This is a genomic window from Sphingomonas echinoides, assembly GCF_029623395.1.
GTDB classification, from domain to species: domain Bacteria; phylum Pseudomonadota; class Alphaproteobacteria; order Sphingomonadales; family Sphingomonadaceae; genus Sphingomonas; species Sphingomonas echinoides_A.
In genome coordinates this window covers 73,646-89,423 of record NZ_JAPYKK010000006.1, presented here as the reverse complement: position 1 = coordinate 89,423, position 15,778 = coordinate 73,646, and the positions used below count along the sequence as shown (strand labels likewise).

The window sequence follows — 15,778 nt, the reverse complement described above, 5'->3', positions numbered from 1 at the left end:
CGCGGGAGGGCGCATTAACTCTGACAAGGCGACCGCCCATGGCCCACTCTCCAATTGCCATCCGCCCGATCTCGAGCAAGGCCGACCGCAAGCGGTTCGTCGACTTGCCGTTCCGCTTGTACAAGGACGATCCGAACTGGGTCCCGCCGCTGAAGGGCGAAGCGCTGGGGTTGATCACGCCCGAGAAAAACGGCTGGTTCAGCCATGCCAAGGCGCAACTGTTCCTCGCGGAACGCGACGGGGTCGTGGTCGGGCGGATCTCCGCGCACATCGATACGCTCGCGCTGACGATGAGCCCGCTGCAAGGCTTCGGTCCAGGCTGCGGGCAATTCGGTCTGTTCGACGCCGAGGATATGGAAATCGGCCATGCCTTGATCGCCACGGCGGAGGAATGGCTGCGCCGGCAGGGCATGACTCGCGTGCTCGGCCCGATCAGCATGTCGGTGTGGGAAGAGCCAGGGTTGCTGGTCGAAGGCTATGACCATCCGCCGACGATCATGATGGGGCACGCCAAGCCAGAATATCGCACGTGGATCGAATCCGCCGGGTATCACCGCGTCAAGGAATTGCTGACCTACGAACTCGACATCACCGTCCCATTCCCGCCGCTCCTCCAACGGATCATCTCGTCGGGCGAGAAGAATCCGCGGATCCGGATACGAGAGGTCGACAAGACGAAGTTCGACGAGGAAGCCGCGATCATTCTCGCGATCCTCAACGATGCATGGTCGGACAATTGGGGCTTCGTCCCGCTCACCCCGCCCGAAATCAAGGACGTCGGGGTCAAGCTCAAGCCGATCGTGTTCAACGACCTGATCCGAATCGCTGAAGTCGATGGCCGACCGGTCGCGTTCATGATCACCCTGCCCGACCTCAACGAGGCGATCGCGCCGTTGAAGGGCAGTCTGCTTCCGTTCGGCTGGGCGAAGCTGCTGCTGTTCCTGCGCAAGCCGAAAGTGAAGACGATGCGCGTGCCGCTGATGGGCGTGCTGAAGGAACTCCAGTCATCCCGCATGGCGAGCCAGCTCGCCTTCATGATGATCGAATATATCAAGCGCGCCTCGGTTGCCAATTACGGCGCGACGCGGGGTGAGATCGGCTGGATTCTGGACGACAATCAGGGGATGAACTCGATTGCGGACGCGATCGGCTGCACCGTCAACAAGCGCTATTGGGTGTACGAAAAGGCGCTGTGACCGCGGCCGGACGGCTGGGCTCGCGCCGACGAGCGCAGCCTCCGGCCTGCTGCCGGTCATCGTTTGGCAGTCGGATCGAACCCTTCGTCCTGCATCCAGTCCGAACGCGTCTTGCAGATCGTTTGCTGAATGTGAGTGCCGGTCGGTACGTCGCGAATACAATAGCGCTGACGGTCGGAGACGGAAGCTTCGGCGGGGACCGAGGCGGGCAGCGCAACGGACGTGGTGGCCGCCGCCAGCGCGACCGTGTCCATCTTCGGCCGCTCGCGGGCGAACGCCGGGCCAGTAGAGACGAAACCGACGGTGACGAGCATTGCTACGACTTTGAACATGATATCCTCCGTGTATCGAAGCCGGAAGCGACATCGATATACGGGGTAGTGCACTATCCGTGCCATACACCTGATTGACGTAAATTCAATATGTTAGCCGAAACGCACCGTCCCGAACTTCGGAACATCCGCCAAGGATCGGAGAAATGCGCCAATTTTTGGCGAGCGTCCCTCTCCCTCAGAACCGGCGCGATATGCCCCAATAGAGTTCGATCCGCGACGCCGCCGAATTGAGCCCGGCGATCGCCCCCAGATCGAGCTGCAGATGATTGCTCACCCGCCACGCAAGCGCAGACGACGCGTAGACTTGGGTCGTCTTTCCGCTCGGGTCGTCATCCCGCCGCACGGCGCCCTCGACGATGGCGTTGAGCGCCTGCGTCACCGCGACCTGGACGCCGACCACTTCCAGCGCGGCGAAATGCCGACCCGACCCGCTGTCGTTGACCGCGGCGTCGACTTCGCTCGTCACCTCCAGCTTGACCGTGTCACTCAGGCCATAGTTGACCGGCACGCCGAACCCCGCCCCCCAATTCCCCGCCCCGACGTCGTGCCGCCCGGTCGGCAGCGTGACGAACGGCTCGACCGCGATCGACAGACCGTCGCCATCGGGATTCATCAAATTGGCCTTTACCCCCAATTGCACGTCGCCGACGCCCGAGACGACCGCGATGTCGCCGGTCGCCGTGTCGCGTTTCCGCGACCGTCCGAATGGGGTAAAGCCGACTTGCGCTTCGATTCCATTGCTCACGCCGATCCGCACGATCGTTTCGCCCGCCTCGATCACGTCGCTCCGCTCCTCCGGGGATGTGTCGAGCGTCCAGTCGGTCAGCGCGGTTTCCACCGAAATCCGTCCCGGCGCGATCGTACACGCTGGCGTCCCCAGACCGGGGCGCTGCGGGCAATATTCGCGGTCTTCGGCCTGCGCCGGAGTCGCCAGCAACGATGCCGCACCACTCGCCAGGACCGCCAGAAGCGCGCCCCGTGCGGTGGTCACGAAGCGGCCCTGAGCGTCACCCAGGTCGGCGCATGGTCGCTTGCTTTCTCCCGCCCGCGATAGGCCTTGTCGACCCCGGCGTCGATCAGCCGGTCCGCCGCGATCGGGCTCAGCAGCAGATGGTCGATCCGGAACCCAGCGTCGCGCTGCCACGCGCCTGCCTGATAGTCCCAGAAGGTCCATGTTCCCCCGCCCGGATGCCGGGTCCGCAGCGCATCGGTCCACCCTTGCGCGACCAGCGCGCGGAAACCGCCGCGGCTCTCAGGCTGCATCAGCGCGTCTTCCTGCATCGCGCGCACCGAATAGGTATCGTCGTCATTGGGGATGACGTTGTAATCCCCCGCCAGCACGACCGCGCGCTCCTCCCCCAGCAGCACGCGCGCCCGCGCGGCAAGCCGTTCGATCCAGCGGAGTTTGTAATCGAACTTCGGGCCAGGCCGCGGGTTGCCGTTGGGCAAATAGATCGACGCGACGATCAGGTCCCCGATCTCGACCTCGAGATAGCGGCTGTGCTCGTCCTCGGGTTCTCCGTCCAGCCCGCGTTGCCGCTCCACCGGGTCGCTGCCGCGCGCGAGGACCGCGACGCCGTTCCAGCTCTTCTGCCCATGCCACACGACTCCGTAACCCACCGCGCGGATATCCGCCTCGGGGAAGGTTTCATCGCTGGTCTTGAGTTCCTGCAGGCACACCACGTCGGGCTGCTCTTCGGCAAGATATTCGAGCAAGCGCGGAAGCCGCGCCTTGATCCCGTTGATATTGTAGGTGACGATCTTCACGCTGCAGGCCCCTGTTGGTCGGGGCGGACGTTACACCGAGAAGCTGGAACCGCAACCGCAACCGGAGGCCGCATTCGGGTTGGTCACGCGAAACGCCGCGCCGCCGAGATCCTCGACATAATCGACCGCTGCCCCCCGAACCAGATCGAGGCTGACCGAGTCGACCACGAGCCGGACGCCATCCAGTTCCGCAACCGTGTCATCGCTCTCGACCGAATCCGCAAAGCCGAAACGATATTGGAAACCCGAACATCCGCCGCCATCGACGGCGAGGCGCAGGATCGCGGGCTTGCCCTGTTTCGCCGCGATGGTGGCGACGCGCGCCGCAGCTGACGGGGTGAGCGCGATATCGGGAGCGAGGATGGTGGACATTACTGGAAGATAAGCGCTTGCGACCGCAACGGCAACCGCTCCCCCATCAGCGCAGGCTCAGTCTGCCGCGTCTGCCGCTGCCGGGCCACCGACCGAAACCGGGATGGCGTGGATCGACTTGTCCTGCGCCGCCACCAGATAATCGGCGGTCTGCAGGAACGGCACAGGATTGACCGCATGACCGTCGATCCGCACTTCATAATGCAGATGCGGCCCGGTCGAGCGACCGGTCGACCCCAGCAGCGCGATCAACTGGCCACGGTGAACGCGCGTGCCCGCTTCGACGAGGATCTTCGACAGATGGCCGTAGCGCGTCTGGATGCCCTTGCCATGATCGAGCTCTACGAGATTGCCGTAACCGCCCGCACGCTCGGCACGATCGACCACGCCATCGGCGGTGGCATAGACCGGGGTGCCCATCGGACCGGGGATGTCGACACCCGCATGCATCGCCGCGGTGCCGCGGAATGGATCGGACCGGATCCCGTAATTGCTGGTGTAAGCGAGATGCTCGACCGGCTGGGCCGACGGGATCGCGATCGTCCCCTGCTGCAGCGTATCGAGCTTCTTCCACGTCATGAACAGCGACCGGAACTGCGTGTCGGCGCGCAGGTCGGCCTCGGCGGCCGAGCTGCTTGCGGCCTCGAACGGACCACCCGTTGCCACGACCTGGCGCTTGACCAGCCGCTCGGGCGCGATGCCCAGCGTGCGAAGATGCGCGACGGTGCGCGACAGCCGCTGGTTCGCCACGCGGCGGACGTCGCCGGCGGCGGCAAGCTGCTGCGCTTCGATCTTCTTGAGCGGGGCAACGACATCCGCGGCGATCGCATCCGCCTTCGCGTCGACGATCGGCGTGGGCTGCGACAACAGAGCGACGTCGGCCTTGCCGCCGACGGCAGCGACCAGCAGCGCCTGCCGCTGATCGACGCGGACGGCGTGCGCTTCGGCGGCGGCACGGATCGTCGCGATGTCGCGCTGGAGCCGAGCGACGCTCAGGCGCATCTGCGCGACCTTGATTTCGGGAGCTTCGGGGGTGGCGACGATCCCGGTCATCGTCGCGGCGCCGACGGCGGCCTGCGCAACGCCATAGGCCGAGAAACACATGCTGACACCGACGACCGACGCGGCCATCGCCTGGGCACGCACGCCGACGCGGAAGCGCTTCTGGTTGCGGCCATCATGGAGGATGAAATCGCGGGTCTTGAAATAGGCACCGACACGCGAGGCAAGGCGCGATGCGGCGGCGATCGAGAAGATGTGCGTTTTCATTGAACCCCGACGACCATGTGCGCTTGCCGGAGAGCCCGGCACTCGCGCTTATTCGACCTGTTCTAGCCCCCTAAAACTGGCTGATGCTGGTTTGACGGAACTTTCCTTAATACGGCAAGTCGCGCAGCCCCTTCTCGCGCCCAACCGGCTGTCCGTTACGGCGAGCCGTTGAAACGTGCGCAAACCGCAGCGTTAACCAAACGAATCGTCAGGAAAGCGCGCGTGCGGCGGTGATGACCGCGTCGACATGACCCGGCACGCGAACCTTCCGCCAGACCCGAACGAGCGTCCCGCCCGCATCGAACAGGAAGGTCGATCGGTCGATGCCCATATAGGTTTTGCCGTACAGTTTTTTCTCGACCCAGACGCCAAACGCTTCCAGCGCCGCGTCCGTGTCGGCGGACGCCAGCGGGACGGTAAGGTCGTATTTCGCCGCGAACTTGCGGTGTTTCTCGGGTGTATCGCGCGAAACGCCGAGCAATTCGACGCCAAGCGCCTGCAATTCGGCGTAAACCGCGCTGAAATCCTGCGCTTCGCGGGTGCAGCCGGCGGTGTCGTCCTTGGGGTAGAAATACACCACCAACGGACGGCCGCGGTACGTTTGCAGATCGATCCGGCCGCCGTCAGGCCCCGCCAGACCGATCGCCGGGAGCGCTGCGCCTTCGACCAAATCCGTCATCCGTCACTTCCTTCGACCGTCGCCAACCACGCCGCGACGTTCTGCCGCGTCGTCTCGAGCGATGCAACGACATGGTCCCAATCGTCCATCCGCAGCGCCTGCGCGATCAGCGCCTGCGTCGCGGGCCCGGGATGCTCCGCCGTCGGCGCCACCAGCCGCAAGGTGACGAGCAGCCGCGCCAGCACCGGATACGCCTGCGCAATCGTCTCGGGTGCGGCACCCGCCGCGATCAGCCCCGCGATCGCCAGCTTGAGGTTGGGTTCGAGCCCGATCCGCTGCGTCAGTTGGACCATATGGACCGCGAACTCGAGATCGACGAGCCCCCCCGGCAGCAGCTTGGCATCGAGCGGACCGAGCGGCGGCTTGTGCCGCGCCATCTCGCGCCGCATCTCCCGCGCATCCGCCAGGATGTCGCGCTCCGGACGATCGCCGCGCAAAACGCCTTGAATGATCGCCTGGACCGCCCCGCGCGCCGCGCTCGACCCGTACACCGGGCGCGCGCGAGTCAGCGCCATATGCTCCCAGGTCCACGCCTGTTCACGCTGATATTGCGCAAAACCATCGAGCGATACGGTCAGCGGCCCCTGCGTCCCCGACGGCCGCAACCGGGTGTCGATCTCGTACAATGGCCCCGAAGCGGTCGGCACCGACAAGGCCGCGGTGAGCCGCTGCGCCAGCCGGTTGTAATACAACACCGCACCAAGCGGCTTTCGACCGTTCGACTCGGCAAGATAGTCCCCGGTAAACAGATAGATGAGGTCCAGATCAGACGCATGAGTCAGCGCCCCACCGCCAAGCCGCCCAAGCGCGAGGATGACGAGCTCGCTCCCCGGGACCTCGCCGTGCGCCAGCATGAATTCGGCGAACGTCGCGTGCGCCAACACGCCGATCGCGGCCTCCGCAACCCGCGCATAACCGGCGGAAACGTCGAGCGGATCCGATACGCCCGCGACGATCTGCGTTCCCAGCGCAAAGCGCTTCTCGCCGACCACGCGGCGGACGTGATCCAGCACCGCCTGATAATCCGGCCCGCCCTGCATTTCGCGCATCAGCGCCGCGACATCGCCAACCGGATCCAGCGCGCTCGAATCGATCAGCCCGTCGAACAGCTCGGGGCGTCCCGCCAGATCTTCCGCCAGCGTGACCGCATGACTGAGGATCAGCCCAAGCAACCGCGCCAAGGCCGGACGCGCCTCGAGCAAGCGGAAGAAATTGACCGCGCTGGTCAACCGCCCCAGCATCCGGTCGAGCCGAATGATCGCGCCATGCGGATCCGGAGACCGCCCCAGTGCCGTGATCAGCGCGGGCAACACCGCTTCCAGCGCGGCGCGCGCGGCGGGGCTGCGCAGCGCCGGATAGCTGCCGCTGCGCCATTGCTCGATCCGCTGCACCGCGGTGGTCGTGTCGCCGAACCCGGCTTCCGCGAGTTGCGCCGCCATCGCGGTGCCATCGAACGACAAGGCCCCGTCGGTATCGGGATCGAGCCCATCATAGGCATGCGCGGTGGCGGCGACGTGCGGTTGCAGCACCGTCAGCAGCGCTGCCCCGTCCGCCATGCCGTGCAGCCGTGCCAACCCGTCCAATGCCGGACCGCTCGGCAATTGATGCGTCTGGCGATCTTCGATCATCTGGACGCGATGCTCGATCGTGCGGAACAGCGTGTAGGCGGCGCTCAACGCTTCCGCCTCGGCGGGGTCGACCCACCCCGCCGCCGCCAGCGCGGCAAGCGCATCCCGCGTCGCGGGAACGCGCAGCGCGGGGTCGCGTCCGCCGTGAATCAACTGATGAATCTGCGCAAAGAATTCGACTTCGCGGATTCCCCCCCGCCCGCGCTTGAGGTCGAACCCCGGCCCGAACGCCTGGCCCTGGCTGTAATGATCGCGAATCCGGCGCGAGATCCCGCGAATTTCTCCGATCGCACCGAAATCGAGCGCGCGCCGCCAAATGAACGGCGCAATCGCCGCGAGAAAACGATCGCCGAGCACGCGATCCCCCGCGGCCGCGCGCGCCCGGATGAACGCCGCACGCTCCCACGGCAGGGCCAGCGACTCGTAATAGGAAATCGCCGCATCGACCGAAAGCGCGATCGGCGTCACCTCCGGAGACGGCCGAAGCCGCAAATCGACGCGCAGGACATAGCCGTCGCCGTCACGAGTCTGGAGCAGTTCGACCACACGCCGCGCGATCCGCACCGCCGCGGTTTCGGGCGCCTCGCCGCGCCGACATGGGAGGGTTTCCGGATCGAAGATCAGGATCGGATCGATGTCCGACGAATAGTTGAGCTCCCGACTGCCCTGTTTCCCCAGCGCGATCGCGGCAAATCCCATTGGCGCGGCATCGGGCGTCCGCTCGACGATCGCGGTCCTGATCGCCGTATCGAGCGCATGATCCGCGAAATCCGAGAGCGCATGCGTCACCGTGGAGAGATCGTCGATCCCGGCAAGATCACCGATCGCTACGCGAAGGGCAAGCCGACGGCGCGCCAACCGCAGGCTGCGGGCAACGCTGTCGTCGGGGGCATCGGTGGTGAGGCCGTCCATCGGCGGCAGCGTTCCGGACGCAAACGCCTGCGCAAGATCGGGCTCCCGGTCCAGCAACAGCGCCAGGAACAGAGATTCCCGCCGCGCACGGTCCGCTGCAAGAGCAACTGACGGATAAGTTGTCATAAAAAGCGGCGATCCCGAAACGCTGTCCGAATTTGCCGTGCAACGTCGAGCAACGATACACAGCTTCGGTCGTTATAGCGCCATGGCACAGCAATTGACCACGAACATGGAACGAGGTGCGGAAACCGCATTCCTGGTTGCTGCGCCAAGGCCTTGCGATGTCTTGGCAAAGGCTTTGTCGCGCGCTTACCCTTGTCGCGTGGAACCGACCGGCATGTTTACCAATCTTTTGATGGCGCTGGACACGATCGAGCCGGTGTCTTTCGGCGCTCCCCAAAAGGGGATCAGCGACGATCCCGACTGAGATCGTCGACTTCTCCCATGATCGTGTCGAGCGCACTCATACCAGGTTCGTTGCGGTGCGTGCGCCGCGATGGAAGGCTGTTGTCGCCCATCACGGCCTCAAGCGCGACACGGCCACGCGCGACACGGCTCTTGATCGTCCCAACGGCAACACCGCAAATCTCTGCCGCTTCCTCATAGGCAAAGCCGCCCGCGCCGACCAGGATCAGCGCTTCGCGTTGCGGCTGCGGGAGATGCAACAACGCGCGCTGCATGTCCCCGAGTTCGACGTGCTTGTCCTGGCTGGCCGGTGCAGCGAGGATCCGATCGGCAACGAGATCATCCCACTCGCCCTTGAAGCGGGCCCGCCGCATTTGCGAAAGATACAGGTTGCGCAGAATGATAAACGTCCATGCCCGCATGTTCGTGCCGGCCTGGAAGCGCTGACGCGCCGCCCAGGCCTTCATCAGCGTTTCCTGGACCAGATCATCCGCAAGATCGCGGTTGCCCGATAGCGAACGGCCGAAGGCGCGCAGGTGCGGAATAACCTGCGCCAACTCCTTCTTGAACTCTGGATCCGAAAGCGCGACGTGCTCCACTACGGGAACGTCGTCCTGAATATCGTCCTGATCGATCGCGTCGGTCATGAAATCCTGTCTCGTGGCGTCATGCACCACACATGGGTATGGCCCCCCGCAAAGTCCATCACCGGACCTGCGGAACGTCATGGTAGCAACTAAACGTTAGCGATTGAAAACCAGCAGTATCACGGCGAATAAAATAATCACGAGCGCAAGCGATATGCCGAGGACGTAACGGGTCACATGCGGGGTTGAGCCCGCTCGCGCGTTGTCCCGGTCGACGTGGATTTCTTCCCTGTCCGCCATGCGAGCCCCGTTTCGTTGTGAATCCGTATCGTATGGAACCCAACAACCGGACCCTGCGATGGGTTCCCACCGCTAGGCAGGAACCCATAGCGGCGGGGGTTCAGATCGCGGGAACCGTCGTCTGGTCGAAGAACAACGCCTGGGCGATCGCAGCCTTGACCGTGGACCGCTGGAACGGCTTGGTGATGAGGAAGGTCGGCTCGGGGCGTTCGCCCGTCAGCAGACGCTCCGGGAAGGCCGTGATAAAGATCACGGGCACTTCGAACTCGGCCAGGATGTCCTTGACCGCGTCGATCCCCGAACTGTCGTCGGCGAGCTGAATGTCCGCAAGGACCAGACCCGGACGATCTTCCATCGCGAGCGCGACCGCTTCGTCGCGCGTGACCGCGACACCGGTCACGTCATGCCCCAGATCACGCACGATGGTTTCGATATCCATCGCGATGATCGGCTCGTCCTCGATGATTAGGACGCGCGCACGGGTCTGCTTCTCGATCTCGGTCAGCGCTTCGGCGACGAGCGTGTCGACTTCCTCCGGCTCGACTTCGATGAGATACGCCGCGTCCTCGGGCGTGAAACCCTCCATCGCGGTCAGCAACAGCGCCTGACGCGACAGCGGCGTCATCCGGGCAAGCCGCGCACGCGCGATCGCTTCCTGCCCGTCACCATCGCTCGCGCTCATGTTTTCGGGCGTTTCGTCATAATTGGTCGACGTCCAGATCGCATGGAACATGCGGTACAGACCGAGCCGGGGATCGACGTCCCGCGGAAACTCCTCGGGTGCGGCGACGATCGCCTCCAGGGTAGCGCGAACATAACGGTCGCCATGCGTCTGGCTCCCCGTCAGGGCGCGGCCGTAGCGACGAAGGAAGGGAAGATGTGGGGCGAGCTGCTGTCCAAGCGACATGGCTGTCGGGGTCTCCGTGATGGGTCAGGTCGGGTGGTCTTGTGATAGCGCCCCCCGGCAGATGCAACGCGTTTTCCTTGCCCCGAACTTTCGGAGCGGAAATTCGCATCTAAGGTGGAACTATCGAACCGCTATTTGGTTTCATGTCCCAATCGGTCCCCTTGCATTCTTTATGCAGCGGGGCTTCGTGCCGGATTGTTACGGCAGCATTTTGACTCTATCCGGTCATCCGGATCTCAGGGGGACGGCTTTGCGTTCGGGCGACGAATCATCGAAAAAACCGGAAGCGGCCGTGGCGCGGAAGACCGGAGGCTCGACTGCGGGCGCACGGGTTCAAAGCAAGGATCGCGACATGGGCGCGGCGCTGCGCTCGGTGTACCAGCAGACCGTCGAGGAGAACATCCCGTCGGAAATGCTCGACCTCCTTGGCAAATTAGACTGAGCCTGCGGTGAGCGATACCGCGGGCGATGCCATCCCCGCGCGGACTGGCCGACAATTAGACCGCGTCCCGACGGGCGCGAAAGTCTTTCTCATCCTGAGCGCGGCGTTGTTACCGCTCGCAATCATCGCTTTCTTCGCGACCCTGCGCACGGCGGAGCTCGCTGATGAGGCGACCCGCGCGCAGATGCGGCTGACGACGACCGAAAGCGCGCGTAAACTCGCGATCGAACTGATCGGCGACATGACGGCACTGCGGGTTTCGCTGAACGCGCTGGAGGCCGACCCTGCGGACGCACCTAGCTGCGCGCGGGCACAAGGCGTGTTCGCCCCGCAGCTCGCGGTCGGTACGCGGTTCGCCATCACAGATGCTCGCGGTCAGATCATCTGCGGCGCCCCACTCCCGATCAAGGTTCAGTCCGCACCGCCAAGCATGGACGGTCCCGTCACAGCGCGTATCCACGAGGGCCAGGGGCTGACCCTGTCGACGACGAGCGCTTCGGGGCGAACACGGGCGACGGCGTACTTCCCGGCGGCCGTGCTCGAAGCCGTGGCCACGCCGACTGGATATGCGCAGGCCTATGAAGCGGAGCTGGTGCTCGATCGCCGGACGCTGACGTTGCAACGGCTCCCGCGTGAAAATCCGCTGGAGCGACGGACGGCGCTGTCGATGCCGGTCGGGGTCGACGACATCGCGTTGGTCACCCGCACGCCGACCGCGCCGATCACGTCTCCCGTTCTGATCGCGCTGATCCTGCCGATCGTGATGTGGGCGGCTGCCGCCGGGATCGGCTGGTTCGTGGTCGATCGCCTGTTGATTCGATCGCTTCGCCAGTTGCGCACCCGCGTCGCCTCGTTCGTCCCCGGGGAGGAAATCGATCCCGGGATAATGCGCGCCCTGCCCGCGCAGGAGATCCGCGAGCTGGGAGAAACGTTCCAGGCGATCAGCCGCACCGTCGCGGAACATGAGGCCGGACTTGCGGAGGGACTGGTCCGCCAGACCCGGCTGACGCGCGAAGTCCACCACCGCGTGAAGAACAACCTGCAGGTCATCTCAAGCCTCATCAACTTCCACGCCCGCGCCGCGCGCAGTCGCGAGGCCGCGCATGCCTATGCGTCGATCCAGCGCCGCGTCGACGCGCTCGCCGTCGTCCACCGCAACCACTTCGCGGAGATCGAGGAAAACCGCGGCCTCCAACTGCGATCGGTGATCGGCGAACTGGCCGCCAACATCCGGGCGACCGCGCCCGAGGGTGCGCAGCTGAGCATCGCGCTCGATATCGCGCCGTTCCTCGCCAACCAGGATATCTCGATCGCGATCGCGTTCCTGATCACCGAAATCGTCGAACTCGCGATCACCGTCGCGCCCACGACGCAGGTGCGGATCTCGATATCGCCCGACCCTTCGGAGCAGCGCGCGCTCCTCCGGATCAACTCTCCCTCGCTGGCGGATGGCGATACGATGCGCACGCTGGTGACCGAACGCTATGGCCGCGTGATCGAGGGCCTGTCGCGCCAGTTGCGGTCCAAGCTGCACTATGATCCCCTGGTCGGCGCCTACGAAATCTCGGTCGCCATCACGGGTCGCGACTGATCGAACCGCGGCAAACGGAATTTTCCGGTTCGCGACATTTTCCCGGGAACCAGATCGCCAAATACCCGTTCTGATATTCGGATAGCGAATTTATGCCCCCCCGCTCTCGCTATCCACAACATGGGCCCGGTCGCACCTACCCCCTCCCCCCCCGGTGGTGCGTCCGGGCCCAATTCCCCCAAAACCATCATCACTGACCCGTCCCGACCGAATATGTTCGACAGGTGGAACGAAGGTCTTTGTCGATCATTCCGCATGCAGGCATCTCGCTCAGGCGAGATGCTCGTCATTCGAAGGAGATTCCCATGCGTAAGGTTCTTAGTCTCGCCCTCATCGCCAGCGCCGTGCTGGTCAGCGCCTGCAACACCGTCGAAGGTGTCGGCAAGGACGTGAAGTCGGCAGGCAGCACGGTCGAGAAGACGGCTGACAAGTCGAAGTAAGACCCGCCACGCTGGAACGGAAAAGGCCGCCCCTGCACTGCAGAGGCGGCCTTTTTCATGCCTGCCGTTCGGGGTTTGGCGCTAGGCCTCAGCTCTCGACCAGATCGGTCCCTGCGGCCTTGGTCCGACCGCGTTCGGAAAACCAGATCGCAATCAGCGCCAGTTCGTACAATAGCACCAACGGCACCGCGAGCATGATCATCGACCCCGCATCTGGCGGCGCGAGCACGAGCGCCAACGCAAAGCATCCGACGATCGCATACCGTCGCGCACCGATCAGCTGCTTGCGCGTCACCAGTCCGGCCCGCTCAACGATCATCAGCACCACCGGCATCAGGAACGCGATCCCGAACCCGAACAGGAATTGCATGATGAAGTCGAGGTAACTTGCGACCGACGTCAGCGCCTCCTGCTCGACCCCGCCAAGATTGCCCTGAAAGCTCAGCAGGAAGTGCAACGCGGCGGGAACGGCAAGGAAATACGCCATCGACGCGCCCATCGCGAACAGCACCGGCGTCGCGATCAGGAACGGGAGCAACGCCTTCTTTTCCTTGCGGTACAATCCCGGCGCGACGAAACCCCACAATTGGTTCGCAATCACCGGGAACGAAATCATTACCGCCGCGAACAGCGCGATTTTCAGCTGAACGAAGAACCCGTCGAACACCCCGATCGTAACGATCCGCGTCTGCCCCGCCTTGAGCAGCGGCTGCACCAGGATCGTGAAAATGTCGCGCGAGAACACATATGTCACGATCACCGCGACGAACACGGTGGCGAGGCAGTAAAACAGCCGTCGCCGAAGCTCGATCAAATGATCCAGCAGCGGCGCACGGCTCGCTTCGAGGTCGTCGGTTGGCGCGTTCATGATTGCACCGTCCGGGGCGACGTCTCGTCGCCGTGCTTCGCTACCGCTGCGGGTTCCCCGGCAGGATGCGGGTTCACTGGGACCGGTGGCTCACCGGTCGTAGTTTCGGGCTGTACCGGCCCGGCAAGCTCGTGCGCTGGCTGCACCACCGGCTGAGCCACCATATGCGGCTCCGCCTCGCCCTCCTCCCCGTTCGGGACCGAATCGGCGGACGGCAGCATCTGGACCGGGGTTGGCGGGTGCTCGCGCATGATGCGCTCATTCTCCGCCGCCCACTTCTTTTCCATCTCGTGCAGCTCCGCCTCGCGGACCATCGAATCGAAGCCCGACCGGAACTGCGTCGCAATCCCGCGCACCCGCCCTACCCAATAGCCGGCGGAACGCATGGCCTTGGGCAGGTCCTTGGGCGGGATGACCAGCAAGGCCACGACCCCGAGAATGATCACCTCGGACGAGGAGACGTCGAACATGCGACTACCGGCCCGAGATCAGGCTTCGCGGTCGCGCACGCGGTTGCCGTCACGGTCGAAAACGGGGTCAGCCGCCGCCTTCGCTTCGATCCGGCTCGGCTCGCGACCGGGCTCGTCCTCTTCGGCCATGCCCTTCTTGAACTGTTTGATGCCCTTGGCGACATCGCCCATCATGCTGGAAAAGCGACCGCCGCCCAGCACGAGGATGGCGATAACGCCGAAAATGAGCCAATGCACAAGGCTGAAACCACCCATGGTCAATCTCCTAGGAATTCATTCTATCTAGTCTTCATCGTACGGCTTTGCCACCTCCATAGTTTCAAACGCGAGATCGACCGGATCAAGCAGCCCGGCGGCGCGCAGATCTTCCAACCCCGGAAGATCGCGCCGACTGGCCAGGCCGAAGTGCGCGAGAAACGCTGGTGTGGTGGCATAAAGGAGCGGACGACCCGGAACTTCGCGCCGACCCGCGGGGCGAATCCACCCGGCTTCCATCAGCACGTCGATCGTCCCCTTCGAAATCTGCACGCCCCGGATCGCCTCGATCTCGGCGCGCGTCGCCGGTTCGTGATACGCGATGATCGCGAGCGTCTCGATCCCGGCGCGGCTCAGTTTGCGCGGTTCCTCATGCGTGCGCCGCAGCAGGTGCGCCATGTCGGCGGCGGTCTGGAAATGCCAGCGCTCGCCACGCCGCACCAGCTCGATCCCGCGCCCCGCATAATCCGCCTGCAACGCCACCAGCGCCGTGCGCACCTCGATCCCGCCGAGATGCACCCGGATCGCATCGGCGGTCATCGGTTCGGTCGCCGCGAACAGCACCGCCTCGACCGCGCGAATCGTGGCGTCGGGCGGGGTCATGCCGCCGCCACGCTGATTGCGCGGATGTACAAGGGTGCGAACGGCGACTGCTGCCGCAATTCGACCTTCCCCTGCTTGGCGAGTTCGAGCGCGGCGAGGAACGAGGAGGCAAGCGCCGACTTGCGGAACAGGCCGCTGGCGTCGGCGGGCAGGAAGCTCTCGATCAGCCGCCAGTCGATCTCCACGCCGACCAGCCGCGACACGCGCGCCAGCGCCGCCTCCAGCGTCATCACCGGGCGGTGCGCGACGATGTGCATCGCTGGGCGCGTCCGCGCGGTGATGACGCCGTACGCCGCGATCAGATCATAGATTTCCGCCTGCCACAGCGCCTTGCGCATCGTGCGAAGCCCCTCGGGCGCACCGCGCGTAAAGACATCCCGCCCGACCCGGTCACGCGCCACCAGTCGCGCGCCTGCCTCGCGCATCGCGTTCAGCCGCTCGAGCCGCAATTGCAGCCGTAGCGCGAGCTCCTCGGGCGAAGGCTCGACCTCGGGATCGCGCGGCAGCAGCAGCGCGGACTTCAGATACGCGAGCCACGCCGCCATCACGAGATAATCCGCCGCGAGTTCGAGCGCCGCCTGCGCTTCCTCGATGAAGCGCAGATACTGGTCGACCAGCGCGAGGATCGAGATCTGCTTGAGATCGACCTTCTGGCTCCGCGCGAGCGCGAGCAGCAGGTCCATCGGACCTTCCCACCCGTCGATATCGAGCGTCAGCGTTTCGGGCGTATCGGTCATGCGTGGCGGCAC

19 protein-coding genes are annotated in these 15,778 nt (G+C 64.8%); 5 read left to right on the top strand and 14 right to left on the bottom strand.

The window, feature by feature from the left end; genetic code table 11:
* The first annotated feature begins 38 nt into the window (after positions 1-38).
* Positions 39-1,196, top strand: a complete 1,158-nt coding sequence (locus QBJ92_RS05645) for an N-acetyltransferase (RefSeq protein WP_277968712.1) — start codon at positions 39-41, stop codon at positions 1,194-1,196.
* A gap of 56 nt (positions 1,197-1,252) precedes the next feature.
* Here QBJ92_RS05645 and QBJ92_RS05640 read toward each other — a convergent pair whose 3' ends face one another.
* The 7 genes from QBJ92_RS05640 to QBJ92_RS05610 all read right to left on the bottom strand — a co-directional run bounded on the left by QBJ92_RS05640 (position 1,253) and on the right by QBJ92_RS05610 (position 8,284).
* Positions 1,253-1,528 (bottom strand): hypothetical protein, encoded by a 276-nt coding sequence (locus QBJ92_RS05640; protein WP_277968711.1) that lies wholly within the window; start codon positions 1,526-1,528, stop codon positions 1,253-1,255.
* Between the two features lie 178 nt (positions 1,529-1,706).
* On the bottom strand, positions 1,707-2,522 hold the full coding sequence (locus tag QBJ92_RS05635; protein ID WP_277968710.1) for a transporter: 816 nt from the start codon (positions 2,520-2,522) through the stop codon (positions 1,707-1,709).
* Positions 2,519-3,298 (bottom strand): exodeoxyribonuclease III, encoded by a 780-nt coding sequence (xth, locus tag QBJ92_RS05630; protein ID WP_277968709.1) that lies wholly within the window; start codon positions 3,296-3,298, stop codon positions 2,519-2,521. Before xth ends, QBJ92_RS05635 begins: the two co-directional genes overlap by 4 nt.
* Before the next feature lie 30 nt (positions 3,299-3,328).
* Entirely contained in the window at positions 3,329-3,670 is a 342-nt protein-coding gene (gene erpA, locus QBJ92_RS05625) for an iron-sulfur cluster insertion protein ErpA (protein ID WP_277968708.1), read from the bottom strand.
* A gap of 57 nt (positions 3,671-3,727) precedes the next feature.
* On the bottom strand, positions 3,728-4,939 hold the full coding sequence (locus QBJ92_RS05620) for a M23 family metallopeptidase (protein WP_277968707.1): 1,212 nt from the start codon (positions 4,937-4,939) through the stop codon (positions 3,728-3,730).
* A 208-nt stretch (positions 4,940-5,147) separates the two neighbouring features.
* Positions 5,148-5,618, bottom strand: a complete 471-nt coding sequence (locus QBJ92_RS05615; protein ID WP_277968706.1) for a peroxiredoxin — start codon at positions 5,616-5,618, stop codon at positions 5,148-5,150.
* A complete protein-coding gene (locus tag QBJ92_RS05610; RefSeq protein ID WP_277968705.1) occupies positions 5,615-8,284 on the bottom strand; it encodes a DUF294 nucleotidyltransferase-like domain-containing protein in 2,670 nt (889 codons plus the stop codon). Before QBJ92_RS05610 ends, QBJ92_RS05615 begins: the two co-directional genes overlap by 4 nt.
* Positions 8,285-8,366: 82 nt before the next feature.
* Here QBJ92_RS05610 and QBJ92_RS05605 point away from each other — a divergent pair, with 82 nt between their 5' ends.
* Positions 8,367-8,588, top strand: coding sequence for a hypothetical protein (locus QBJ92_RS05605; RefSeq protein WP_277968704.1), 222 nt, complete (start codon positions 8,367-8,369; stop codon positions 8,586-8,588).
* On the opposite strand, the gene QBJ92_RS05600 is transcribed toward QBJ92_RS05605, so the two are convergent.
* Together QBJ92_RS05600 and QBJ92_RS05595 are read right to left on the bottom strand one after the other, a co-directional pair.
* The gene (locus QBJ92_RS05600; RefSeq protein WP_277968703.1) at positions 8,569-9,213 is read right to left on the bottom strand and encodes a sigma-70 family RNA polymerase sigma factor; all 645 of its coding nucleotides are present in this window, start codon (positions 9,211-9,213) and stop codon (positions 8,569-8,571) included. The two genes, QBJ92_RS05605 and QBJ92_RS05600, sit on opposite strands and share 20 nt — an antisense overlap.
* A gap of 340 nt (positions 9,214-9,553) precedes the next feature.
* Complete coding sequence (locus QBJ92_RS05595; RefSeq protein ID WP_277968702.1) at positions 9,554-10,360, bottom strand: response regulator; 807 nt, start codon at positions 10,358-10,360, stop codon at positions 9,554-9,556.
* 172 nt (positions 10,361-10,532) lie between these two features.
* Here QBJ92_RS05595 and QBJ92_RS05590 point away from each other — a divergent pair, with 172 nt between their 5' ends.
* The 3 genes from QBJ92_RS05590 (at position 10,533) to QBJ92_RS05580 (ending at position 12,833) form a co-directional block, all read left to right on the top strand.
* Positions 10,533-10,802, top strand: coding sequence for a NepR family anti-sigma factor (locus QBJ92_RS05590; RefSeq protein ID WP_277968701.1), 270 nt, complete (start codon positions 10,533-10,535; stop codon positions 10,800-10,802).
* A 7-nt stretch (positions 10,803-10,809) separates the two neighbouring features.
* Positions 10,810-12,393 carry a sensor histidine kinase gene (locus QBJ92_RS05585; RefSeq protein WP_277968700.1) on the top strand — a complete coding sequence of 528 codons (1,584 nt, stop codon included), beginning with the start codon at positions 10,810-10,812 and terminating at the stop codon, positions 12,391-12,393.
* Between the two features lie 305 nt (positions 12,394-12,698).
* On the top strand, positions 12,699-12,833 hold the full coding sequence (locus QBJ92_RS05580) for an entericidin A/B family lipoprotein (protein WP_277968699.1): 135 nt from the start codon (positions 12,699-12,701) through the stop codon (positions 12,831-12,833).
* Positions 12,834-12,921: 88 nt separating this feature from the next.
* On the opposite strand, the gene tatC is transcribed toward QBJ92_RS05580, so the two are convergent.
* From tatC to QBJ92_RS05555, 5 genes are read right to left on the bottom strand one after another with little or no spacing between them, the layout of a single operon-like run.
* Entirely contained in the window at positions 12,922-13,701 is a 780-nt protein-coding gene (gene tatC, locus QBJ92_RS05575; RefSeq protein ID WP_277968698.1) for a twin-arginine translocase subunit TatC, read from the bottom strand.
* Positions 13,698-14,171: a Sec-independent protein translocase subunit TatA/TatB gene (locus QBJ92_RS05570; protein ID WP_277968697.1), complete on the bottom strand. Its 474-nt coding sequence runs from the start codon at positions 14,169-14,171 to the stop codon at positions 13,698-13,700. Before QBJ92_RS05570 ends, tatC begins: the two co-directional genes overlap by 4 nt.
* Before the next feature lie 18 nt (positions 14,172-14,189).
* Positions 14,190-14,426 carry a twin-arginine translocase TatA/TatE family subunit gene (locus QBJ92_RS05565; protein ID WP_010162721.1) on the bottom strand — a complete coding sequence of 79 codons (237 nt, stop codon included), beginning with the start codon at positions 14,424-14,426 and terminating at the stop codon, positions 14,190-14,192.
* A gap of 27 nt (positions 14,427-14,453) precedes the next feature.
* A complete protein-coding gene (scpB, locus tag QBJ92_RS05560) occupies positions 14,454-15,029 on the bottom strand; it encodes an SMC-Scp complex subunit ScpB (RefSeq protein ID WP_277968696.1) in 576 nt (191 codons plus the stop codon).
* The gene (locus QBJ92_RS05555) at positions 15,026-15,766 is read right to left on the bottom strand and encodes a segregation and condensation protein A (protein ID WP_277968695.1); all 741 of its coding nucleotides are present in this window, start codon (positions 15,764-15,766) and stop codon (positions 15,026-15,028) included. Before QBJ92_RS05555 ends, scpB begins: the two co-directional genes overlap by 4 nt.
* Positions 15,767-15,778: the final 12 nt, after the last annotated feature.